Raw genomic sequence first — 23,011 nt, 5'->3', positions numbered from 1 at the left:
GCGATAAAGAGTGATGTCGTTCTTTTCCTTCTCCTCTTCAACCTCAAGTCATGATTTATCAAGCCGAATAGTATTGAACTGTTTGATGATATCTTTATTCCTCGTCTTATTATAACTAGGCCCCTCAACCTCATGGACATTTCATTATATCCTCTTTAATCATTTATGACCGCTTTATTCATTCAGCTTTATACATTTATGTTTCGTTTTGACGTGGTTATAGTGCTGAAAAAAAAGTTTTCACTATGTATATATTACTTAATTTCTTCTAATAATAAATGATGTCTTAATAAAATAATGGTTTAACATCCAAAAAATGTATTACTAAAAATGAAAAGACAAGCGTGCATGCTAAATCGTCAACTGCAGATTTTGGTGTTGAACCTAAATGTTACATTTTAACAAAGGGTGATTTCGTGAAAAACGAAACCAAAGGATTAGACTCTTTAATCATAGGGATCGACGTTGGTTCTACGACCGTCAAAGCAACCGTGGTAGACCCAAAAACCAAAGAAATTCTTTGGTCAGACTATCAACGTCACCACACGAAGCAGGCGGAGAAGGTTTTAGAATTCTTGATTGTTATCGGTAATGAGTTTTCCCACGTTAAACAAGAAAATATTCGCGTATTTATGACGGGCTCCGGTAGCGGCCCAATTGCTGAGCACATTGGTGCGAAGTTCGTTCAAGAAGTGAATGCTGTCACGATGGCGGTAGAACATCTTCATCCCGATGTAGGAAGCGTAATTGAATTGGGAGGTCAGGATGCTAAGATTATCATTTTCAAGGAAAACGAGGAAACAGGCAACAAGCAAGCGCTTACCTCGATGAATGACAAATGTGCATCCGGTACAGGTGCCACGATTGACAAGTGCATGATCAAAGTGGGAATGCCGATGGAAGAGGTCGGCCGGCTACACTTTGACGATACCAAACTGCACCATGTAGCCGCAAAGTGTGGTGTATTTGCTGAAACGGATATTGTTAATCTGGTGAAAAGCGGGATTCCGTCCGCGGAAATTATGTGTTCTCTGGCGGATGCCATTGTTATGCAGAACCTTTCCGTTCTGACTCGCGGAAACACGCTGCGGCACCGCGTTCTTTTGCTGGGTGGTCCGAATACATATTTGCCTTTTCTGCAAGAATGCTGGCGAAAACGTATCCCTGAAACCTGGCAAGAACGAGGATACAATTACCCTAAAGACATACCGATTGATGAATTGATTTTTGTGCCTAAGAATTCACAGTATTATGCAGCTTACGGTGCCGTTATGTACGGGATGCATGAACCGACTGGTGTAGGTACTTACACGGGCTTGAAAGGGCTGAAGGAATTTATCGCTCATGGCCGAAAAGCAAAACTGGGTGAGAATGCCGGCCCGCCTCTGGTGAGTAGTGAAAAAGAACTGGAAGAATTCCGCAAGAATTATACGATTCCTTCGTTCACACCAGCTTCCTTTGCGCCGGGACAGAAGGTAAGGGCAGTTATTGGCCTCGACGGTGGTTCCACGTCATCCAAAGCCGTGCTCGTTGATGAAAGCGGGAATATTCTGCTTAAGGAATATCAACTTTCTAAGGGGAACCCGCTCGAAGATACGAAAGAAATGTTAAAGCGGATTCGGGATAAGGTAGAGGGTCAAGGAACCGAATTAGAGATCATTGGTTTTGGCGCCACAGGATATGCGGCAGATGTGCTGGAAAAAACGTTGAAGGCGGATGTCAATATTGTGGAAACGGTTGCTCATATGATGAGCGCTGTTCATCAATTTGGCGATATCGATGTTATCTGTGATATCGGCGGGCAGGATATCAAGGTGCTTTTCCTTAAAAACGGAGATATTCGTAACTTTAGATTGTCAAATCAATGCTCCGCCGGGAACGGGATGTTGCTGCAAGCCATGGCCGACCAGTTCGGCATTCCGATTCAGGAGTATGCGGATACTGCTTTCAGGGCTGACCTCACTCCGAAATTTTCATATGGTTGTGCTGTATTTCTTGATGCAGATCGGGTGAATTTCCAGAAGGAAGGGTATTCTAAGGAAGAATTGTTGGCAGGTTTGGCACTGGTATTGCCAAAAAATGTATGGCAGTATGTGGTGCAGATCCCGCGTATGGCTGAATTGGGGCGCAAGTTTGTCTTACAGGGAGGAACCCAATATAATCTAGCCGCAGTAAAAGCTCAGGTCGACTACATTAAACAGCGGGTTCCCGATGCAGAGGTTTACGTTCATCCCCATCCGGGGGAAGCAGGAGCGATCGGAGCCGCGATGGAAACGTTGCGTGTTGTAAAACGTCGGGGGTATTCAACGTTCTTAGGGCTGGATGCCGCTATTCATTTACGTTATGTGACTCGCAACGATGAATCTACCCGGTGCACCTTCTGTCCCAATCATTGCAGCCGAACCTTTATTGATTCGCAAACGCCAGATGGACAAACAGCGCGTTATATCTCCGGTTTTAGCTGTGAAAAAGGAACCGTTGAAAACAAAGAAGCCGTCATCAAACTGACTAAGGAGCGGCAAGAACTCAAAAAGCATTATCCAAACTTGGTGGAGTACGAGGCGCGCCGCATGTTTCAACACTTCTATGAACCGCAAGCTTTGCCTGAACCAGGTACGATAGTGGATGATATACAGGTAGCACGCCGCTGGTTTGGGCTAGGTGGGCTCCGAAAAACATCATATAAGCGACGTTTTAGGCGCTCTTCGCATGAAGCGATGGAAAGGCGGAAGCAAATTCGGATCGGAATTCCCCGGGTGCTCAATATTTGGTCTACAGCTCCTTTTTGGCGTACATATTTCGAGACGCTTGGTGTTGACCAACGAAACATTGTTTTCAGCGACTATACAAGCGAGGAAATGTGGCAGGAAGGTGGAAAGTACGGCTCGATAGACCCTTGCTATCCTTCGAAGGTAGCTCAGGCCCATATCCATAATTTATTGTTTAAGCATCATGAGCGAAAGCCTCTTGACTACATCTTTTTCCCATGCATTACCCATATTCCGACCCACTTGCAAAATGTGATGGATTCGGCCAGTTGCCCAATTGTGGCCGGTGCTCCGAATGTAATTAAGGCCGCCTTTACAAAAGAAATTGACTTTTTTGCCACGAAAGGGGTTACCTATCTTGATCCGGCGGTAACCTTTACGGAACATAACTTGATGAAAAAGCAGCTGTATGAAGCGTTTAGAGAACATCTTCAAATCACAGAAGATGAAAGCGATTTCGCTGTGGAGCAAGGCTTTAAGGCGATGGAGATGTTCGATATGGAAATGCAGGAAAAGGGTCGGATAATTCTTGAACAGGTAGAAAAAGAAAATCGTCTTGCCATTTTGATGATTGGGCGTCCTTATCATTCCGATCCGGGACTTAATCACGGTGTATTGGAAGAGTTTCAAGTGCTGGGCTATCCCATTCTGTCCATGCGCTCTATTCCGAAAGATGAAACATGGCTGAGACGCTTTTTTGAAGATGATTTAAAAAGTGGGCGTGTCGATTACGCATTGGAAGTAACCGATGTGTGGCCAGAAAACTTCAGTTCCAATAGTGTACAAAAGGTCTGGGCGGCCAAATTTGCCGCGCGCCACCCCAATGTGGCGGTATTAGATTTGTCCAGTTTTAAGTGTGGACATGACGCTCCTACCTATGGGTTGATTGATTCGATTATTTCAACCGCAGGTACCCCTTATTCGGCATTGCATGACATTGATGCCAATAAACCAAGCGGTTCGATTAAGATTCGGGTGAAGACATATGCTCATAGCCTGGGACTTAACGAAGAGCGTCTACAGGATATGGCTCAGAAAAAGGTAGAATTGCAGCAGCGTCTTGAACAAAAACGCGCCGAGCTGCTGAATCGGCAACAAACCAAACAAATTGAGTTATATGTGGAAGGAAGTATTTCCAAAACAGGAAATTAAAACATGTCTGAATGTTATTAAGACAAGGAGTGGAGTACATCAATGAATAGGATAGGGAAGTCTGTAAACACCAAGGACAATGGTCAATTCCAAGTTCAGCATTCTCACGAAGACGAATTGCGTCGGTTTCAGATAGAACTGGAAAAAGAGTTGGGTTTACATCAGCAAAAAAAGAACCAATGGTTTGATCCGGTTCCCCGCCAGTTTTTGGCTAAAGACAGAGCGACCACGACTATTTTGTTTGGTGGACTGACGATGGTTCACGATTATCTGGTAGAGGGCGCTCTAAAAGGGTTGGGATATCAGATCAAGCATTTGGACTGCCCGGACAACGAGTCGCTTCGGTTCGGCAAGGAGTTTGGCAACCGTGGGCAGTGCAACCCGACATATTTCACTGTAGGCAATTTAATCAAATACCTGTGTTATTTGCGGGATGTGGAAGGGAAATCGAAAGAGGAAATCATCCGCAACTATCTGTTTATTACTAGCGGTTCCTGCGGCCCTTGTCGCTTTGGCACTTATGTCACGGAGTACCGGAAGGCCTTGCGGGATGCTGGATTTGACGGTTTTCGTGTTCTGTTGTTTCAGCAGCAAGACGGTTTAAAGCAGGCAACTGGTGGAGAATCAGCCCTCAAATTAGACACTTCCTTTTTCATCAGTTTTCTAAAAGCGGTTCTTTTAGGAGACATTTTGAATGCATTAGGGTACCGTATTCGTCCTTATGAAGTGGAAAAAGGCGCGACGGAGGCAGCCTTAAGCCGTTGCAAACAACACTTGTATGACGCCTTAAGCAGGCGGAGGTGGCTCATTCCAGCGCTCATTAGATGCCGTAAGGAATTGCAAGCTGTTCGGGTAGACCGGACACAGGTAAAGCCTAAAGTAAGCATTATCGGTGAGTTTTGGGCCATGACAACAGAAGGGGACGGCAATTATCAATTGCAGCGTTTTCTGGAGCAGGAAGGGGCTGAAGTCGACGTACAGTCAGTGACAGCTTGGATTCTGTATCTTATCTGGGAGGGTCGCTATGATACTCTGAGGCGAATGAATCTGCGCGAGTCGGACTCTGGACGTTACGGCCTGCAGGGAAAAAAACCTATTTTGCATTTGCGTATGTTATGGGTGGCTGATCGTGCTCTTCGGATCATGTTTCAGATGTACGCCAAGATAATCGGTTTGTATAATTACCATTTACCTGACATGGATGAGATTGCCCGAGTTGCCCATGAACACTATGACAATCACTTGCGCGGCGGGGAAGGGCATATGGAAGTAGGCAAGTTAATCCTTAATGTGAAAAAACGAAAAGTAAACATGACCATCTCCGTTAAGCCATTTGGATGCATGCCGTCTTCCGGGGTATCCGACGGGGTTCAGTCATTGATTACTGAGAAGTATCCCGAAACGATCTTTCTTCCGATTGAAACGACGGGAGACGGAGCGATTAATGTATACAGCAGAGTGCAGATGATGCTATTTAAGGCAAAACAGGCTGCGCAGCAGGAGTTTAACGAAGCATTAACGAAAAAAGGTTTTACGGTCGAACAGCTTCAGAAGGTAGCGACTCGTTCAAAGTTTATCCATCCTTTGCAAACAAGCCGTCACGTCGTTGCTTGTACGGCGGCGAATGCGGTATATGGTACGTGCAGGTTTACAGGCGAATTGTTCTTCCGACGCAACAAAGAGGAAATAGAAGGAGTGTGAACTACCCACCACCTGCGCTTCGCTTAGAGGTGGGGGCTTCTCAGCTCCACGAAGAAAGCAACCTTTCTTCTCCCTGAGCGTTACTTCGGGTAGTCCCTACCCTAGATGTCCGACGTTTCGGAGTTCTTCATTCCCTTGGATATTTTACGCATGGAAGGGATCGCTTGGTTTTCGCATTTTTCATTTCTCCATGCAACCTCATATATCCAGTTGTCGAAGAATATCATATTTTTAGTTTACCAAATTGTTGGATAACTGAACAGGCTAACGCTTGTCCTTATCCGAAGCCCATTCATCTCACCGCTTATCGAAGCGGGAGACTTTTGGGCTATTCGGTTAAAAAAATTCCTTAAAGTAAAGCCTCCATATTTTTTTGGAGGTTTTTTATTTTGCCATAAATGATCGAAACGTCGAATTGACGCTGTAGAGTCACTTTTGGAGTGGAGAAGTCGCCAGCATTTTCTGCGTTTTATGATGATGAATTTGATAAAGAATTTGAAGGGGAGAAGAGATGTGAGAAACGACGTCGGGATGGAGTGGGGAAACGCTCAGGGAAATATAAGGTTCAGATGAGTGTGATAGGTGGTAAAGAATAAAAACATGAAAATTGAGTGGTGCATGTGGATGGAAAGAAGCACACGTTTTTCGATGATTTTGGAAATTGTTACATTAATGGTATTAGTGGCTAAGGGGATAGCCATGCTCGTTACCCTCTAAAAGATATTTCTCCCATCACATCAATGATGGGAGAAATATTTGGATAAACGATCCGAATGATTGATTTAGTTAACCATGCCCTCCATCGGACTGCTAGCTTGGGCATATCGTTTCTTCGGAATTCGACCCGCTTCAAAGCCCAGTCGTCCGGCTTGAATAGCCAGTTTCATGGCTTCCGCCATTTTTACAGGGTCTTGTGCGCCGGAGACTGACGTGTTCAACAACACACCATCCGCGCCGAGTTCCATCGCAATCGTTGCGTCGGATGGCGTGCCGATTCCGGCGTCAATAATGATTGGCACGGTAGCTTCTTCGATGATGATGCTGATGTTAAGCGGATTAAGGATTCCCTGTCCGCTGCCGATCGGGGATGCGCCTGGCATCACCGCATGTGCCCCGGCTTCTTGCAGGCGGCGGGCCAGCACCGGATCGTCATTTGTGTATGGCAATACGACAAATCCTTCTTCTACAAGGATTTTAGTCGCCTCTAGCGTGGCGAGTGGATCCGGCAGCAAAGTTTTCGTATCTGCGATCACTTCTACTTTAATCATGTCACACAATCCGGATGCGCGCGCCAGACGAGCGATGCGAACCGCTTCTTCCGCTGTGCTGGCTCCGGCTGTATTGGGCAGAAGTTTGTATTTGGTTAAATCGAGCTGTTCCAAAAAGTTCGGTTGTGCTGGGTCGTAAATATTCATCCGGCGAACGGCAAATGTCAAAATTTCCGTTTCCGAAGCTTCCACCGCGCGGCGTTGCACTTCAAAATCTGGAAATTTTCCTGTGCCGAGCAGCAGGCGGGATGAAAATTCGTAGGGACCAATTTTAAGCATATGTATCAACCTCCACCAACAAAGTGTACTAATTCAATCGTGTCGCCGTTTGAAAGCCTAGTTACGGCGTGCTGTTCCTTTTGCAAAATTTCGCGGTTCACTTCCACAATAACGATGCGGTTTTGGATGTGTAAGTACTCAAGCAATTGCCGTACGTTTTCAATTGTGTCGGGAACGGTTTGCGTTTCGCCGTTGATTGTCAAAGTCATGCGGCTTCACCTTCCTCTCTTATGAAGTTACAGGGACATGACGTTTGTCGGAAAAGGGGGCAAGTTCAACGTCCAGAGCCTCCCCGGCAATCATTTGCGCGATGATCTCCCCGGTCAGGGGACTCAAAAGAATACCATTACGGTAATGTCCTGTGGCGATTAGCAAATTTTTGCAGGAAGAGACAGAACCGAAATAAGGGAGGCCGTCATTGGTTTGTGGGCGCAAACTAACCCACGTTTTTTCGAGCGTGCAATCTTTGAGCGCCGGCAGAAGACGCACCGCTTTCGTCATCAATTCCTGCAAACCGCCTAAAGTCAAGCGCTCGTCAAATCCACAGTCCGCGGAAGATGCACCGACGAGTAAGCGATTGCCGCTTTTCGGAACGATGTAGCATCCGTGTGAGTAAATGGTTTTCTGGATTGGCTGCGGCATGCATAGTACGGAGAACGCTTCGCCTTTGATCGGAAAAACGGAAACAGATAGGCCAAGTTTACGCGCGATTCGTCCGCTCCAGGCTCCGGCGGCGAGCACGTAATGTTCGGCTGTAAATGGCCCCTGCGTAGTGCTAAGCCTGGTGATCTGTCCATCGGCGACTTCGATATCCAGCACTTCACAACGCTCGAGAATCGTAGCTCCGTGTTTGACGGCGGCGACAGCGAATGCGCGTGTAAGATCCGGCGCGGACACTTGCGTATCATCCGGCAAATAGAGCGCTCCGTTCATTTCGTCGCTGACAGCGGGTTCAATATGTTTTACTTCGGTTCGATCCAGCCATTCGACACGCAGGCCCAGGTCATGCTGCCAACTTGCCCGATGTTTTAGCATGTCGCCTTCTTCTTCTGTCCAAGCAACACGCAACATTCCCGCATGATTAAGTCCGATATCAATGCCTGAAACAGCGTATAGTTCTTGTTGCAAATCGGGAAATAGGCTGCGGCTGCGTAGAGAAAGCTCTACTAATGGTCCCGGCTCAGAAAATTCGACCTGCGCTCCTAGCATGCCGCCTGCTGCGCTCGAAGCATGCGCGCCGATGGTATCTTTTTCAAGAACGGTGACTGTTTTTCCGCGCTTGGCCAACTGATAGGCAATGGAGACGCCAATAATTCCGCCGCCGATAATGACGGCGTCCTGTTGTTTTTTCAATGTGATCCCTCCGTTTTTGCCGTCGGCCAGACGTGACGTGGAGATGTTCGTACCTGGCTGATGGCCTGTTGAAATTGTTGCACAGAAAGCACAGGTTCCTTCGCTTGCATGACAGCTGACAGTACCGCGATGCCGGTGCAGCCGGTTGCAAGTATCTCTACTGTATTTTCTGGTGTGATCCCTCCAAGGGCAATGACGGGAATGGAAACGATTTCCACTACTTCCCGAAGCGCCGCTAGCCCACGGCCTGCCTGTCCTGGTTTGGAAGCGGAGGCAAACACGTGGCCGAATAATACATAATTCGCCCCTGCTGCTTCTGCCGCCTTTGCTTCCTCTACGCTGTGTACGGAGACACCGAGAAGGAGAGAAGGGGCGAGGTGGCGCATAACCGGGGCTGGAAGGCTGTGATAAGCCGTTTGAATCCCGACAGCTCCAGCTGCAAGGGCAACATCGGCCCGGTCGTTTATGATTAGTTTTTCGCGCGTAAGTCCGACCTTGCCGAGCGTTTGCGTCCACTCCCATAGTTCGCGTGCGGTTCGCTGCTTTTCCCGCAAGTGGAAGGCATCAATATAGGGATGAATATTTGCAATGATTTGTTTTGCTTCAACGAGCGATTGTTTGCCGCTACTGATTACGTGAAAAACATGTTTTTGCATTTGCATACCTCTTTATATCTCGCTCCCGTTCCACACGCTTCCTTAGGAAGAAATGGACGGTGGGCGTAAGCGCAGGAAGAAGAGGCGGAGTTTTTATTCCTAAATCTTAGTCATTGTACATTAAAAAAAGCCGGGATCTTATGCTGGGACCCGGCCTGTACGTTACAGTAACGAATGGATTAAATGCCTACTACTTTCCTACGCTGGTACGAACCAGATCAGGTCCCAAGAGTTTAGAAACTTCATCGCGTTTCATTCTCAGCCCGGCTCATCGGGCTCCCCTAGTAGTGCTTTCTATATAATATTTTTTTATCATTATAATAGATTTAGAAAAGCATGTGAAGATGCTTTTATTATAAAATGAGTTTATATCAATAAAATTCAGAATTAATTTTCGATTTTTAGAAAGAATGAAGAATAGGAGCAAACGTCGGGAAGTTTTGTTCCTGTTTTCCTTTTTTGGGTAGAAATAATTAAGAGAATTCGGGTAGAATAAAAAATAGTTTGTTTTTGCGAAGAAAGGAAGGAAGCTATGAGTTCATTCGCGGATTTTCAGTTAAAACCGGAAATTCTGCAAGCGATTGCGGATCTGTATTATAAAGAACCGACACCGATTCAGAAAGAAGCGATTCCGCTTGCGCTTCAAGGCAAAGATGTTATTGGTCAGGCGCAGACCGGAACGGGTAAAACCGCCGCTTTCGTTATCCCGATGCTTCAGATGTTAGAGATACAAAAGAAAGATGTGCAGGCGCTGATTATGACGCCGACGCGGGAGCTTGCTATTCAGATTGCAGACGACGTTGCCGATTTGGGCAAGTATTTGGGCGTACATGTATTGTCGTTACACGGCGGACAGGATATTGCGCGCCAGATTAGCAAGTTGTCCGGCCAGGTGCATATCGTGGTCGGTACACCGGGGCGTATTCTTGATCACCTGCGCCGAGAAACGCTACATTTCGGCCGCATCAAAATGCTCGTGCTGGATGAAGCGGACAAAATGCTAGAGATGGGTTTTTTGGAAGAAGTGGAAGAGGTATTCATTCAGACGGCGCAGAAAAAGCAAGTATTATTGTTCTCGGCGACGATGCCGGATGCGGTACGTAAGCTTGCTCATCGTTTTATGAATCAGCCGCAAATTGTGCGGATTGAAAAGCGGCAGATTACGGCAGAAAATACGAAAGAATCATATTATGTAGTAAATCAGAGCGATAAATCGGATGTGTTAATGGAACTTGTCAAGGAGGCCCGTCCGTATTTGGCTGTGATTTTTGCTAATACAAAACAACGGGTAAATGAACTGGTACGTCGCCTGCAAGAAAACGGAATCGAAGCGGAGGCATTGCATGGCGATTTGACCCAGAAGAAAAGGGAGCAGATTATGGAGCGGTTCCGCCAGGCCAAATTCCAGTATCTTGTCGCTACAGACATTGCGGCGCGTGGCCTTGATGTGGAAGGGATTACCCATGTATTCAATTACGATATGCCCTCCGATTTAGAAAGTTATATTCATCGTGTTGGACGTACTGGCCGGGCCGGGCAGCAAGGTGAAGCCATTTCTTTAGTTTCGCCGCGCCAGAAGCAGTGGTTCAACCGCTTCGCTCGGGCGATTAGCGGCGGCGTGGAGCAGAAGTTTCTTGGCGGCAAGCCACGTGAGGAACGAAAACTGCGCAAGCGGGACGAAGCGGTCACGATAGAGGCACAGGAAGCGAAAACAACGGAGCAGGTCGCAGCGAAGGAGACGGAGAAGAAGCGCCAGGGCGGACGCGCCAAAGCGAAGCCGCCGAAAGTAAAGCCAGGTTATAAAAAGAAAATGCGGCTTGAACGGGAAAAGCAGTTGCGCAAAGAACGCCGCCGCAAGATAGAAGAAATATACAAGAGAAGAAATAAGAAATAAGAAATAAGAGGGGCAGGGAGACGTGTTCTTGTGAACGCCTCCCTTTTTGTATCCTTCTATTTCCTCGTTTATAGCCAAAATGTCGGATTGACAGTAAGCCTAATACATTGTACTTTATAGTTAAAAGTAAATAAGCCCATAGGGGAGTAGCTTTGAAAACGATAGGGTCGTCATTACGGGAACTCGGCGGGAACCCCGGCTCTATCGGCAGCATATTCATGTTGTAAGCAAGACCTTTGCCGTATTCGGCAAGGTCTTTTTGTGTTTTTTAGAAAGAAATCCATTTTTTTAGGTTGCTTTTCACACAGTAGAAAATATTGAGAGGAGGATGATTGTAATGGATTTTTTATCCACAGAATTTTTTTCCATGCTTTTTTCCATTATTATTATTGATTTGGTACTGGCCGGCGACAACGCGATTGTAATCGGGCTCGCGTCTCGCAATTTGCCGAAAGAGCAGCAGAAAAAAGCGATTATCTGGGGGACAGCCGGTGCAATTGCGATACGCGCGCTGGCTACAATCTTTGTCGTTTGGCTGTTGAAAATTCCGGGCTTGCATTTTGTCGGCGGCGTGATTCTTGTATGGATCGCGTATAAGCTTCTTATTGGCGAGGAAGAAGAAGAAAATATTAAGAGCAGTTCATCGTTGTTGGGAGCCATTCGTACCATTATTGTCGCTGACGTGATGATGGGTCTTGACAACGTACTGGCGGTAGCGGGAGCCGCTCAGGGACATATGGGCATGGTCGTGCTCGGTCTGTTAATAAGCATTCCGCTCGTTGTTTGGGGCAGTCAAATTATCATCAAATTAATGGAGCGCTTCCCGATTTTGATTTATGTTGGAGCAGGGGTACTTGCTTTTACTGCTGCTAAAATGCTCGTTACCGAAAAATTGGTTGTTCCTTTCTTTGCAGAAAATCCGGTTATTAAATGGGCCGTTATTGTTGTTGTCGTTGCAGGTGTGCTCATTAGTGGTAAGATAAAAAAAGACAAACAATCAACAACAACAGCCTCTGCGTAATGTAGAGGCTTCTTTTTTTACTCGTATATGAGTTTGCTTACATTTCTTCTTTATCTTGTTGATGGATTTCATTACTATATTATTATGAATTATTATGAGAAGCTCATGGATTGTGAGAAACTCGTGCTTTTTTACTTTTCCGGGTCTAATATATTATTAAATGTAAAGAAGTAAAGGAATTGACGAAAGAGAGAAGGTGATGCACGTTGGAGCCACTTTCCCGTGTGGAGAAGTATCGCCAACGCAAGGAAAGAAAAAAAGGGAATCGTTCCCTTTTTTGGATGGTATTAATTATTTTGTACATATTTGTTCTATATATCCTTATTTATTTTATTAAGCTACCTACTGATTATGCGTGGCGCATCGGACTAGAAGCTGGATTGTTTTTTTTAAGTGTGATTTTTCTTGACGCATATTTACAGGCGTTTACTACCATTTCTACACGGCCGGTGCAGAAGATGGAAACGCGCTTGATTCGTCCTAATTCGTTTATTATCGGGGCGTGGGTAATTTCTCTTTGTTATCATTTGGGCGTTGGTTTGTTTAGTTCAATGTATTTGCCGGATTGGATGTATTACGCGGGTTTTGTGTTTACACTGGCTTTATTTTTGGCGACGATCATTCATTTTCTCACCTATTTCGCCTACAACAAAAAAGAGCGCCAGTGGTTGCTTGAAGAGATGTACGCAAGCGACCAGCGCAGAGCGTATGAAATGATTCGTGATAACCAGTCGCAGTATTACTGGATTCGTAATGTCATGGAAACGAATGAAGAAGTACGACAGATGATGAAATGGAACGGTTTTGACCGTAATTTGGAAGAAAGGATGTATGAGCTACAACCGTATTTTCAGCGCACGATTTTTACGAAGAAAGATTTGGATAAGATTGCAGGTATAAGTGCGTGGTTGGAGAACATGCGCCGTATTATTGAGGAGCATCCGAGCTATAGTTCATTGAAGATCCATTCCGATCATCTGCCGCTGCGAAGCAAAAGGGGACAGGATTGATGAATATGCTCGCTATCTTCTTCCCGCGCCATTGAGCTCGGGAAGAAGAGGCAGGATCATCAACCATCTGATTGTATCTTTTATCTATCGATTTCAAAATACTCGATTTTACCATTTTTGCCGACGCGGACGGTAATGATGACGGGATAGAGTTTATCGGGTTTGGAAGTGAATACTTTTCCTGCAAGGCGATATAATGTTTTTCCTTCGTCTAGCTGATTTTTTTCTACAAGCTGCAACGAAGAAAGCGAAGGTAGATTGAGCGATTCGATCGGGCTTTGCTTTTCCTGTTTCATTACACTTGCGAGTAATGCCGGTTTGTCGTTTCCGTTTTTTTCAATTAGCGATACGATATTTTTAGACAGAACATTGATCGCTAACTGCGCGATGGCTCGGTCAGCCGCTGATGCGTTTTTCTGCGCGGCGGCTGTCTCCCAGTCATTGATGGCTTTTTGCTTCGCTTGCATCTGCTGTTTTACCCAGGTCGTCGATTCGGCGGTTTGTACGCGCGTGTCGTCGGAAGAACAGCCTGTCCCTGCCAGTGCAATTCCTGTCCCTAATAAAAGCACAGCTGCGATATGTTGCCACCTCATTTTCGTCCATTCCCCTTTTTCTTAAGCTTTCACATGCGTTTCATAAAGTTAAACGGTTCACAGGCAAATTAGTTGCGCTTACGTAAAAGAAATTCTTCCGTATAATCCAATGAGGCGACATAAGTTTATTTTGCGGGATTGCAAGGACGTACATAGAACATCCACAAAAAGCTTAGCGCTTGGCGTAATTCTAACGAAAGCGTGTTTGTCATTTCTTCTGTAACGCCCCGCTTGTATACGCCTTCCTGATGAAGGATGGTATAGCCGATTTCTGTGAGCAGTCTCCCGCATTCCCACGGCATCATCGTGTTAATTACAACATCTTCGCCGTACAAGCGCCGGTAGCCGTGTTCACGTGGAGCGGCGGTTGGACCGAGGATGCCGAGCGCCAGCAAGCCACCCGGTTTCAGATATTCCTTTAACGAGATGAGCATCCTGCGCGGGTCATCTGTCCACTCGATAACATTAATGGCCATAATTGCCTGGAAGCTTTGTTTTTCAAACGGCAGTTCGCGCAGGTCAGCTTTGACGAATGAAAGCCGAAGGCCGGGTTTTATTCGCTTTTCCGCCTTTTTGATCATTTCTTCTGAAATGTCGAGCCCGATGACACTAAATCCGAGTTCTGCCAGTTTAGCGCTGCCGTAGCCGTCGCCGCATCCTGCGTCAAGCACGGGTCCAAGTTCCGGCTTGATATATGACGAAAGCGTTGGCAATATTGTTTTACGACTGCCGTTCTCCCACATTTCTCGGCTGTTTGCTTGCCAGTGCCCGGACATTTTGTTCCAATGTGTTTCGCATGCTGCGTGCCAATTAAACGCCATTTTCCTTCTCTCCTTTTTCTTTATTTTATTGTTTACTGAAAAGTAACACAATTATTGTCAAAAAGCGAGAGGGATGGCACATAGTGGTCAAGCAAAAAAATTTCTTTATACGCCCCAAAGAAATAGGGTAAAGTTATAAAGAGAATGACGAAACGAGAGTGTGAGGCGAGAAGATTGCAGAATACGGAAAAAAAAGATTGGGGAATGTTAGCCAGACGTTGTGCGTTAAGCGCGGGAAAGCTAATTGAGGAAATGCTGGTTCATCCGTTGGAAGTTATGTACAAGACGTCTTCTTCCGATTTAGTTACGTCGGTGGATCGGGCGGTTGAACAAATGGTGATCGATGAAATCTTTAAAGTATATCCGGATCACGGAATTCTTGGAGAAGAGGGATTGGTCGCCTGCGAGCCGTCCAAATTCGAGACAGTATGGATGATTGATCCGATCGACGGGACGACCAATTTTGTTCACCAGCGGCAGAACTATTGTGTCTCGATTGCCGCATATCATCGAGGCGTATGCGAAGTGGGCGTTGTGTATGACCCAACACGTCAGGAATTGTTTTACGCGGAGCGGGGTGGGGGCATTTTTTTGAACGATGCCCCTCTTCGAGTGAAGCGGAATAAAGAAATGAAAGAGGCGCTAATTTCGACAAGCCTTTTTTGGAATCGGCGGGCAATGAAGAATGGCCTTTCGGAAAAAGCGCAACGGCTCGCGCACAGGGCGCGTGGTGTCCGGATTTATGGTGTGGCAGCGCTAGAACTTGCGTACGTCGCGGCTGGACGGCTTGATGCCTATATCAGCCCCGGTCTGAATGCGTGGGATCTGGGTGCTGGAAGACTGCTGGTGGAAGAATCCGGCTGTAAAATTAGCACAATAGAAGGGAAAGAGCTTCCGTTTGCAGAGCGGACGAGTGTGCTTGCTGCCAACCCGAATATATATGACTTTTTGCTTGAATTCTTAACAGAACATACTGTATAATATAATATTAAGTAAAGCATGATCTTTGATAATTGAATCATACTCTACGCGTTAGCGTAGGTGAGAAAGGTTCATTATATCGTTGTTTGTGGCGAAACCAACGTTAAAAATACCACCGGAGTATTGTCTGTTTCATCCCCTGGTGAAGGGGATTTTTTTGTTTTTTGTATAAAACGGACAACGCAAGGGGCCGCCGCAGGTCCCTTTTTCTTTTCCGGATGGTGAGCTTTGAATGTTAGATGGGAGGGGAAAACATGTCCGAATTCCAGATTCCACGCAAGGTGCAGCGATTGCATGAAGACATTCGGCCGGAACAGCTGCGCTACCACAGTCGGAGGGTTGCCGTAACGAAAGAGTTTACGTTTGATTCCGCGCACCATCTTCACTTATATGAAGGAAAATGCAAAAGCTTACATGGGCATACGTACAAACTGGTAATTACCATGAGCGGTTTTGTCAACGAAATAGGGATTTGTGTCGATTTCGGAGATATCAAGGAAGTGTATGAAGAAATAATTAAATCGCAGCTTGACCATAAATATTTAAATGAGGTGCTGCCGCCAATGAATACAACGGCAGAGAACATGGTTGTCTGGATATGGGAAGAACTGGATTGCGCTATTGAACAGCGCGGCTGGAAACAGCGCGGAACGCGCCTAGAAGAGCTTGTGCTGTATGAGACACCGACAAGCTACGCGACGCTTAAGCGGGAATGGATGGAAAGCAATGCATAATTTGGCTTGGGAAGAGCTGCACACTGACCTGAAAGTGCCGATGGTTGAGCTGTTTGAAACGGTGGAAGGAGAAGGCAGGATGGCCGGTTATCCGACCGTTTTCATCAGAATTTTTCACTGTAATCTACGCTGTACATGGTGTGATACTACGTATAGCTACGCGCCGGAGAAACCGGCTTTTACCGCTAGCATTTGTGAGATTGTTGACCGGGTCTCCGCCTATGGACATGGCGTAGTTTGTCTGACTGGTGGCGAACCGTTGATGCACGGTGTAAAATCGCTTGCGCTTGTCTATCATCTAGCACGGATTCCACACGTTTGGGATATCCATATTGAGACGAATGGGGCGATTGATTTGCAGCCGTTTCAAGCGCTGCGCGAGCGCGAGAAAGAAGTGCGGGAGAAAGTACGTTTTGTCATGGACTACAAACTTCCAGCGAGCGGAGAGACGGAGCGCATGCATGTGCCCAATCTCGCGCTTCTGGAAGAACGTGATGAAGTGAAGTTTGTTGTAGGGAATGAAGCAGATTTTATGTACGCTTTGGATGTGCTAAAACGACATCCGACGCGCGCTACCGCGCTTTTCAGTCCCGTATGGGAAACGATGCCGCCCGCGGATTTGGTTTCATTCTTGCTTAAATATAGGCCGCAGGAAGGGCGGGCGCGCTTGAATATGCAGATTCATAAAGTGATCTGGGATCCGGAGGCGCGCGGAGTATGAGGATCGTTCTGTGCGTATTTTCGCCTAGCTTATTTTTTGATCACTTCATGAGATAAAGGGGGAAAAAGACGGTGAAGAAAGCAGTAGTTGTGCTGAGCGGTGGTCTGGACAGTACGACTTGCATGGGAATTGCCCGCGATGCGGGATATGAATTATATCCGTTGACGTTTCACTATGGCCAGCGCCACGATCGGGAAGTAGAGCAAGCGAAGAAAATTGCTGCCTTCTATCGTGTACCGCATCACCGAATTGTTACGCTTGATTTTTTGAAGCAGATCGGTGGCAGCGCGTTGACGGATGAAACGATCGCTGTGCCGGTAGGAGGTGTGAACGAAGCCGGGGAGAATGATATTCCGTCTACGTATGTGCCGGCGCGCAATCTGATTTTTCTCTCATTGGCTACCGCGTATGCGGAAGTGGTCGGAGCGGAAGTCGTTTATATCGGCGTTAGCGCTGTTGATTATAGCGGCTATCCCGACTGCCGGCCGGAATTTATTCGCGCGATGAATGAGACGATCGGTCTAGCGACTAAAGCGGGCATAGCCGGTGCAGGCATCCGGATTGAAGCACCGCTTGTGCATTTATCCAAGAAAGAAACGATTGAATGGGGGCTGCGTCTTGGCGTTCCATACGAATTGAGCACCTCGTGCTATCAGGGAGGCGAGGAAGCATGCGGCGAATGCGATAGCTGCCGTCTGCGCCTTAAAGGATTCGCTGATGCCGGAGCTAAAGATCCGATTCCGTATAAGAAACGATAAGAAAGGATGAGTCAACAATGGCACAAGTAGAGCACAATCACGCGAAATATAACAACATTCGATTTGACATTCAGGACGAGTCGGCGATCATGGTCGATATTCTTGAAACCATTCCTTACGAATACGTCGGAAAAAAAACGGAAGTCACCATTCCGACAAGTGAGTTTACATCCGTATGTCCATGGTCCGGTTTGCCGGATTTCGCGGATATTAAGATTACATTTATTCCTAACGAAAAATTAATCGAGATGAAATCGTTGAAATACTATTTGACTTCTTACCGGAATGTGGGCATTTATCAGGAGCACGCTACGAATAAAATTTTGGAAGACCTCGTCAAATTGGCAGATCCGCTGTATATGCGCGTGGAAGCGATCTGGAACGCCCGCGGTGGACTTGGAACGGAAGTTATTGTAGAATACCGTAAGGAAGGATATGAAGGGTAGCGTGCAGTAAATGGATGAAATCAAAACCATCCTTGATGTAAAAGCTTTGCTTCGCCGGTTTGGCATCGTTATTTACACGGGCGACAGGTTGACTGACTATGAATTGTTGGAAGAAGAAGTGCGCGAACTTTATCAGGAGAAGCTTATCAATATTACGGAATTTCGCGCAGCGATGACCGTTCTGCAACGGGCGAAACGGGATAATGAAGAAATATAGAGAAAAAGAGCCTGCGCTACGGCTCTTTTTCTTTTTGCGGATTGCGCGGGAGAATTTTGCAATATTTTGCAACTTTTGTCGGTTTTATGCTGTGTTATTATGTGTATTATTATGTAGTATTGTTATCCTTCCGCATATTTTAGGGGGTTAAACGAAACATGAGGACAAGACGAACAACAAAACAGGGCCGGAAAAAGCGCAAACCATTTTGGAGACGAGGGCCTTGGGGCATCGTGCTTCTGATGACCGCGCTATTCGTCCTGTTAAGCGTTGGAGGCTGTTCGGCGCTGTACATCGCCGGCAACCAGATGATTGACATGAAAAAGCTAGATTTGATGGAGACATCGACGGTATATGATGCTACAGGCAATGAAATTACAAAGCTTTGGGTTGAAAATCGGGAAAAAGTGCCATTTTCTCGAATACCGAAGCACGTTGTTGACGCCTTCGTTGCGACGGAGGACAGCCGTTTTTACGAGCATAACGGGATTGATCCAATCGGGATCGGGCGCGCTATTGTCAAGGACATTATTACACGAAGCAAAGCGGAAGGCGCAAGTACAATTACTCAACAGTTAGCGCGCAATGTGTTTTTGACGAATGATAAAACGTTTATGCGAAAAACGAAAGAAATGATGATCGCGCTGAATCTAGAACGCCAACTTTCAAAACAACAAATTTTAGAAATGTATTTAAACCGCTTCTATGCGGGCGACGGTATTTTTGGCGTGCAGACGGCTGCTAAATATTTTTTCGGTAAACCAGTAGAGCAATTATCGCTGGCTGAAGGTGCGATGCTTGCTGCCTTACCGAAAGCGCCCAACACGTATGATCCGCGCGATCATCCGGATAAAGCGCTCCAGCGACGCAATCTTGTGCTGAAATTGATGCAAGAGAATGGCTATATTACGAAAGAGCAAATGGAACAGGCACAGAAAGAAGAGCTGAAGACGGTGCCTAAACCGACGAAAAAAGCAAATGAAGCGTATCAGGCATACATTGATTACCTTGAGAAAGAAGCCGAGGATTTGCTTGGAATTACTGGCGATCAGTTATACCAAGGTGGCTATCAGATTTATACGTATCTGGATCGCGATGCGCAAAAGGCAATGTTTGAAGAATATGAGCGAGAGAGCAACTTCCCACAAGGAAAATCAGATCAGAAGGTGCAATCCGCCATGGTCATCATGGAGACGAAAACCGGCGGCATCACCGCCATGGTGGGGGGGCGCGATTATGAGCGGAAAGGATTGAACCGTGCTACAGTGAGACTGCAGCCAGGTTCTACCATTAAACCGTTGATTGCTTACGCACCAGCGCTTGAAAAGGGATGGACACCGTATACGATCGTTAAAGATGAAAAGAAGACGTACCGTAAATATAATAACTGGACACCAAGGAACTATCGCGGTGAAGGATACGCGGGAAGCATTACGATGAACAAGGCGCTCGTTGAATCCCGCAACGCCGCAACCGTTTGGACGCTTGATAAGATAGGTCTTTCAACAGGCGTCAGCTACTTGAAAAAGTTTGGCCTTACCGTGGAACCTGATGAAGAAAATAATTTAGCCTTAGCTTTGGGGGGCATGAAACACGGGGCATCTCCAATTCAAATGGCGCAGGCGTATTCCACCTTTGCCAATGAAGGAAAGATGCACAAAGCGCATGTCATTAAGAAGATTACAACGAAGGACGGTACAGTCGTTGCCGAAGAAAAGAACGATGAAATGCAGGTCGTTAGTCCACAGACCGCGTATTACATGACGGAAATGCTTCAGAATGCCGTTCGAGAAGGAACGGGCAGAAAAGCGCAATTCGGCCATCCGCTGGCCGGGAAAACTGGAACGCAGCAGTATGACAGCAAGAGAGTCTCGGGCGGTACGCGCTACGCGTGGTTTGTGGGATATACTCCAGATTACGTTGGCGCCGTTTATATGGGGTATGATAAGACGGACGACGAACATTATTTACGCACGTCAGGAGGCGGCGCGCCTGCTCAGTTGTTCAGCCGCGTGATGCGGAAAGCAATGGAAGGTAAGGAGCGCAAAGACTTTAAGCGCCCAGAAGGCGTGGAGCCGGTGAAACCGCCTGTATCGCTTCCATCGATCAGTGATTTGTCCGCGACTGTCGTGGATGAAGGCGGACTAAAAGTCAAAGTGAATTGGAGCGGCAGCAATGATGATCGGATTAAATATCGTCTGTATCGTTTCCTTGGCTCACCGGCCGACAAGCAATTGATTGCTGATACCGGGTCTTCTAGCTATATGGATGCGTTTGACCCGAATCAGTTATATACGTATGTAGTTGTTCCGTATAACGCGGAAACTGGAGAGGAAGGAACGATGTCCAATATGGCGACGGTAACGGTTCCGGATGTGCTTCCGGGTACGGAGGAGCCGAACAAGTCTCAGGACCCGAATAACCCGAACCAATCACAGGATCCGAACAATCCGAACCCGGCTGATCCAAACCAACCGCAGGATCCGAACAGCTCGAACCCGGCTGATCCGAACCAGCCGCAGGATCCGAACAGCTCGAACCCGGCCAATCCGAATCAGCCGCAGGATCCGGGCAGCGTAAATCCGGCGAATCCGGGCGAACAGAACAAGAACACGGAAGCGCCGATGAAAGAGTGGTCGAATGAAAGGTCGGGCAAGAGTCACGGACGCAAGCACAGCGGTGAAACTTCTCCGGAATACATTCAGTAACTGTCAAGAAAAGTCCGCAAACAGAGCGGGATTTGGTATAATGAAGAGCAAGGAGAAGATAAGGAGGTGTGGTTATGACCACAAGCCGAAATATAGCCCGTTTTTTTGAAGAACAGCTATCCAATGCTAAGACGCATTTTGAACGTGCACTGGATTGTAAACATACAGAGTTTGACGATTTGTATCCGTATATGAATGAACATCCGCAGTTCTTCTGGTATAAACGTTATGTGGCGTGGCAGGAACTCCTCACCGTTGTCCGTCTGGCGAAAGAGCTGGAAATTGAATGGAAGCATCTGTTTACCGACAAGCAGGTGCAGTACATTGAATGTAAAGTATTGGAAGCCCGCGTTTTGGATTACTGGTATGAAAACGACCAGCAGGAGCTTAAAGAAGAAGTAGGCGCTGACGATTAAATGCAATAAAGATAAATAGCAATGCTAAACATAGGGAGGGAGCGCAGCTCCCTTCTTTTTTGCAATATAAGAAAGGCAGAGTGGATATGAAAATTCCTGAGGCTTTTAGTAATAGAATGAAAAAATGGCTAGAGCCGGACGAATATCAAGCGTTCATTGCATCATATGATAACATGCGCGCGCAGGGACTGAGAGTAAATCGACTCAAGATCTGCCCTGACTCTTTTGTTCAGCGGGTAGACTGGCAGCTTGCCCCTGTGCCATGGACGGAAGACGGATTTTATTATCCGGATACGTTCCGCCCGGCTAAGCATCCGTATTATCACGCAGGTTTGTATTATATACAGGAGCCGAGTGCGATGGCGCCAGCCGCCATATTAAATCCACAGCCGGGAGAGAAGGTACTGGACTTATGCGCCGCTCCCGGTGGAAAAACAACGCAGTTAGCAGCCGCCATGAAAGGAAAAGGAATTCTTGTCGTCAATGATAATAATCCAAACCGTGTCAAAGCGCTCGTAAAAAATGTGGAATTGTATGGTGTCACCAATGCGATTGTGACCAATGAAATCCCGGACAGGCTAGCCGAAGTATTTCCTGGGTATTTCGACCGGATTCTCGTAGATGCGCCATGTTCAGGGGAGGGAATGTTTCGCAAAGAGCCGGATATGGTGAAAAGCTGGAGTGAGCAGGCGATTGAGATGTGCTGTGGGATGCAGCACGACATCCTGAAAGGCGCAGCTCGTATGCTGCGTCCGGGCGGCTGGTTGCTGTATTCAACCTGTACGTTTGCACCGGAAGAAAATGAACAGATGATTGCCAAATTTTTAGATGAGCATCCCGATTTTTTGGTTGTGCCGATCCCTCTTTATGAAGGATGGGAACACGGGAGGCCTGAATGGACGCTGAATGCTGGTGCGGACAGTCGGATAAGCGGAACTGCCCGTCTCTGGCCGCACCGGGTGCGGGGGGAAGGCCATTATCTTGCGCTATTGCAAAAGCGGAAAGATGCGGTGGCTACGTCTTTTTCCGAATATACACCTGAGAAAAAATGGAAAAGAAAAGAGCTTGAGAGCTTTTACGTGTTTGTAAAAGAGACGTTACCACAATGGAAAGGGCTTGTAAGTGGGGAATTTGCTGTGACGATGCACGAAGATCGCGTGTTTTTGTCACCGGTTGGGCTTCCGTCGCTTAAGCCGCTTCGCTTGGCAAGACAAGGATGGCTGCTCGGAACGGTGAAAAAGAATCGTTTTGAGCCTTCCCAGGCGTTCGCGATGGGGCTTGTAAAAGAAGATGCGGCTCGTGTCATTGATTTTGCGGCAGATGATCCAGATGTCATCCGGTATGTAAAAGGCGAGACGGTGATGCGCCAAGTCGGAAAAGGCTGGGTTCTCGTCTGCGTGGATGGATTTCCGCTTGGCTGGGCGAAAGGAGCGGGCAATATGCTGAAGAACATGTACTCAGCCGGCTGGCGGTGGCAGGACGGCGCATAGTCGCGCCGCTAACAGATGGGTGCT

The 23,011-nt window shown here is 46.9% G+C and carries 21 protein-coding genes and 1 riboswitch; of the genes, 15 read left to right on the top strand and 6 right to left on the bottom strand.

Translation table 11 applies throughout. From position 1 onward, the window contains the following. The first annotated feature begins 416 nt into the window (after positions 1-416). The 3 genes from ACH33_RS14290 (at position 417) to ACH33_RS19450 (ending at position 6,217) form a co-directional block, all read left to right on the top strand. On the top strand, positions 417-3,920 hold the full coding sequence (locus ACH33_RS14290; RefSeq protein WP_057899620.1) for a BadF/BadG/BcrA/BcrD ATPase family protein: 3,504 nt from the start codon (positions 417-419) through the stop codon (positions 3,918-3,920). Positions 3,921-3,962: 42 nt separating this feature from the next. Beyond that, on the top strand, positions 3,963-5,621 hold the full coding sequence (locus tag ACH33_RS14285; RefSeq protein ID WP_091259826.1) for a 2-hydroxyglutaryl-CoA dehydratase: 1,659 nt from the start codon (positions 3,963-3,965) through the stop codon (positions 5,619-5,621). 440 nt (positions 5,622-6,061) lie between these two features. Beyond that, positions 6,062-6,217 (top strand): hypothetical protein, encoded by a 156-nt coding sequence (locus ACH33_RS19450; RefSeq protein ID WP_156424083.1) that lies wholly within the window; start codon positions 6,062-6,064, stop codon positions 6,215-6,217. A gap of 186 nt (positions 6,218-6,403) precedes the next feature. On the opposite strand, the gene ACH33_RS14280 is transcribed toward ACH33_RS19450, so the two are convergent. Genes ACH33_RS14280 through ACH33_RS19710 form a run of 4 tightly spaced genes read right to left on the bottom strand, consistent with a single transcriptional unit; the run spans position 6,404 to position 9,177 of the window. Continuing rightward, positions 6,404-7,168: a thiazole synthase gene (locus tag ACH33_RS14280; protein WP_057899619.1), complete on the bottom strand. Its 765-nt coding sequence runs from the start codon at positions 7,166-7,168 to the stop codon at positions 6,404-6,406. A gap of 5 nt (positions 7,169-7,173) precedes the next feature. Then, on the bottom strand, positions 7,174-7,377 hold the full coding sequence (thiS, locus tag ACH33_RS14275; protein WP_057899618.1) for a sulfur carrier protein ThiS: 204 nt from the start codon (positions 7,375-7,377) through the stop codon (positions 7,174-7,176). Between the two features lie 19 nt (positions 7,378-7,396). Continuing rightward, positions 7,397-8,521 carry a glycine oxidase ThiO gene (gene thiO / locus ACH33_RS14270; protein ID WP_057899617.1) on the bottom strand — a complete coding sequence of 375 codons (1,125 nt, stop codon included), beginning with the start codon at positions 8,519-8,521 and terminating at the stop codon, positions 7,397-7,399. Continuing rightward, positions 8,518-9,177 (bottom strand): thiamine phosphate synthase, encoded by a 660-nt coding sequence (locus ACH33_RS19710; RefSeq protein WP_057899616.1) that lies wholly within the window; start codon positions 9,175-9,177, stop codon positions 8,518-8,520. The genes thiO and ACH33_RS19710 overlap by 4 nt, the downstream gene beginning before the upstream one ends. A 178-nt stretch (positions 9,178-9,355) precedes the next feature. Further along, positions 9,356-9,470: riboswitch (TPP riboswitch) on the bottom strand. A 239-nt stretch (positions 9,471-9,709) separates the two neighbouring features. Here ACH33_RS19710 and ACH33_RS14260 point away from each other — a divergent pair. The 3 genes from ACH33_RS14260 (at position 9,710) to ACH33_RS14250 (ending at position 13,102) form a co-directional block, all read left to right on the top strand. Next, positions 9,710-11,071 (top strand): DEAD/DEAH box helicase, encoded by a 1,362-nt coding sequence (locus ACH33_RS14260; protein ID WP_082706079.1) that lies wholly within the window; start codon positions 9,710-9,712, stop codon positions 11,069-11,071. Between the two features lie 337 nt (positions 11,072-11,408). Beyond that, entirely contained in the window at positions 11,409-12,092 is a 684-nt protein-coding gene (locus tag ACH33_RS14255; RefSeq protein WP_057899615.1) for a TerC family protein, read from the top strand. Between the two features lie 224 nt (positions 12,093-12,316). Continuing rightward, positions 12,317-13,102 carry a hypothetical protein gene (locus tag ACH33_RS14250; protein WP_139184890.1) on the top strand — a complete coding sequence of 262 codons (786 nt, stop codon included), beginning with the start codon at positions 12,317-12,319 and terminating at the stop codon, positions 13,100-13,102. Positions 13,103-13,182: 80 nt separating this feature from the next. Here ACH33_RS14250 and ACH33_RS14245 read toward each other — a convergent pair whose 3' ends face one another. Beyond that, the gene (locus ACH33_RS14245) at positions 13,183-13,695 is read right to left on the bottom strand and encodes a hypothetical protein (protein WP_057899613.1); all 513 of its coding nucleotides are present in this window, start codon (positions 13,693-13,695) and stop codon (positions 13,183-13,185) included. A gap of 125 nt (positions 13,696-13,820) precedes the next feature. Then, on the bottom strand, positions 13,821-14,516 hold the full coding sequence (locus ACH33_RS14240; RefSeq protein ID WP_057899612.1) for a class I SAM-dependent methyltransferase: 696 nt from the start codon (positions 14,514-14,516) through the stop codon (positions 13,821-13,823). A gap of 144 nt (positions 14,517-14,660) precedes the next feature. Between ACH33_RS14240 and ACH33_RS14235 the strand changes: the two genes are divergently transcribed. The 9 genes from ACH33_RS14235 to ACH33_RS14195 all read left to right on the top strand — a co-directional run bounded on the left by ACH33_RS14235 (position 14,661) and on the right by ACH33_RS14195 (position 22,987). Beyond that, positions 14,661-15,497, top strand: a complete 837-nt coding sequence (locus ACH33_RS14235; protein WP_322787632.1) for an inositol monophosphatase family protein — start codon at positions 14,661-14,663, stop codon at positions 15,495-15,497. Positions 15,498-15,751: 254 nt separating this feature from the next. After that, positions 15,752-16,231, top strand: a complete 480-nt coding sequence (queD, locus tag ACH33_RS14230) for a 6-carboxytetrahydropterin synthase QueD (protein ID WP_057899611.1) — start codon at positions 15,752-15,754, stop codon at positions 16,229-16,231. Next, complete coding sequence (locus ACH33_RS14225) at positions 16,224-16,952, top strand: 7-carboxy-7-deazaguanine synthase QueE (RefSeq protein WP_057899610.1); 729 nt, start codon at positions 16,224-16,226, stop codon at positions 16,950-16,952. Before queD ends, ACH33_RS14225 begins: the two co-directional genes overlap by 8 nt. A gap of 71 nt (positions 16,953-17,023) precedes the next feature. Then, complete coding sequence (queC, locus tag ACH33_RS14220; protein ID WP_057899609.1) at positions 17,024-17,710, top strand: 7-cyano-7-deazaguanine synthase QueC; 687 nt, start codon at positions 17,024-17,026, stop codon at positions 17,708-17,710. A 17-nt stretch (positions 17,711-17,727) separates the two neighbouring features. Continuing rightward, the gene (gene queF, locus ACH33_RS14215; protein ID WP_057899608.1) at positions 17,728-18,156 is read left to right on the top strand and encodes a preQ(1) synthase; all 429 of its coding nucleotides are present in this window, start codon (positions 17,728-17,730) and stop codon (positions 18,154-18,156) included. Positions 18,157-18,166: 10 nt separating this feature from the next. Next, a complete protein-coding gene (locus ACH33_RS14210) occupies positions 18,167-18,373 on the top strand; it encodes a YqgQ family protein (protein WP_322787634.1) in 207 nt (68 codons plus the stop codon). A gap of 158 nt (positions 18,374-18,531) precedes the next feature. Then, entirely contained in the window at positions 18,532-21,081 is a 2,550-nt protein-coding gene (locus ACH33_RS14205) for a transglycosylase domain-containing protein (RefSeq protein WP_057899607.1), read from the top strand. 74 nt (positions 21,082-21,155) lie between these two features. Then, positions 21,156-21,497 (top strand): hypothetical protein, encoded by a 342-nt coding sequence (locus ACH33_RS14200; RefSeq protein ID WP_057899606.1) that lies wholly within the window; start codon positions 21,156-21,158, stop codon positions 21,495-21,497. Positions 21,498-21,583: 86 nt separating this feature from the next. Further along, positions 21,584-22,987, top strand: a complete 1,404-nt coding sequence (locus ACH33_RS14195; protein WP_057900401.1) for an RsmB/NOP family class I SAM-dependent RNA methyltransferase — start codon at positions 21,584-21,586, stop codon at positions 22,985-22,987. The last annotated feature ends 24 nt before the right edge of the window (positions 22,988-23,011 follow it).

It is taken from the genome of Aneurinibacillus sp. XH2 (assembly GCF_001439585.2).
Classification (GTDB): Bacteria; Bacillota; Bacilli; order Aneurinibacillales; family Aneurinibacillaceae; genus Aneurinibacillus; species Aneurinibacillus thermoaerophilus.
Note: the sequence above shows the minus strand (reverse complement) of the source record. Positions and strands in the feature narration are given on the sequence as shown.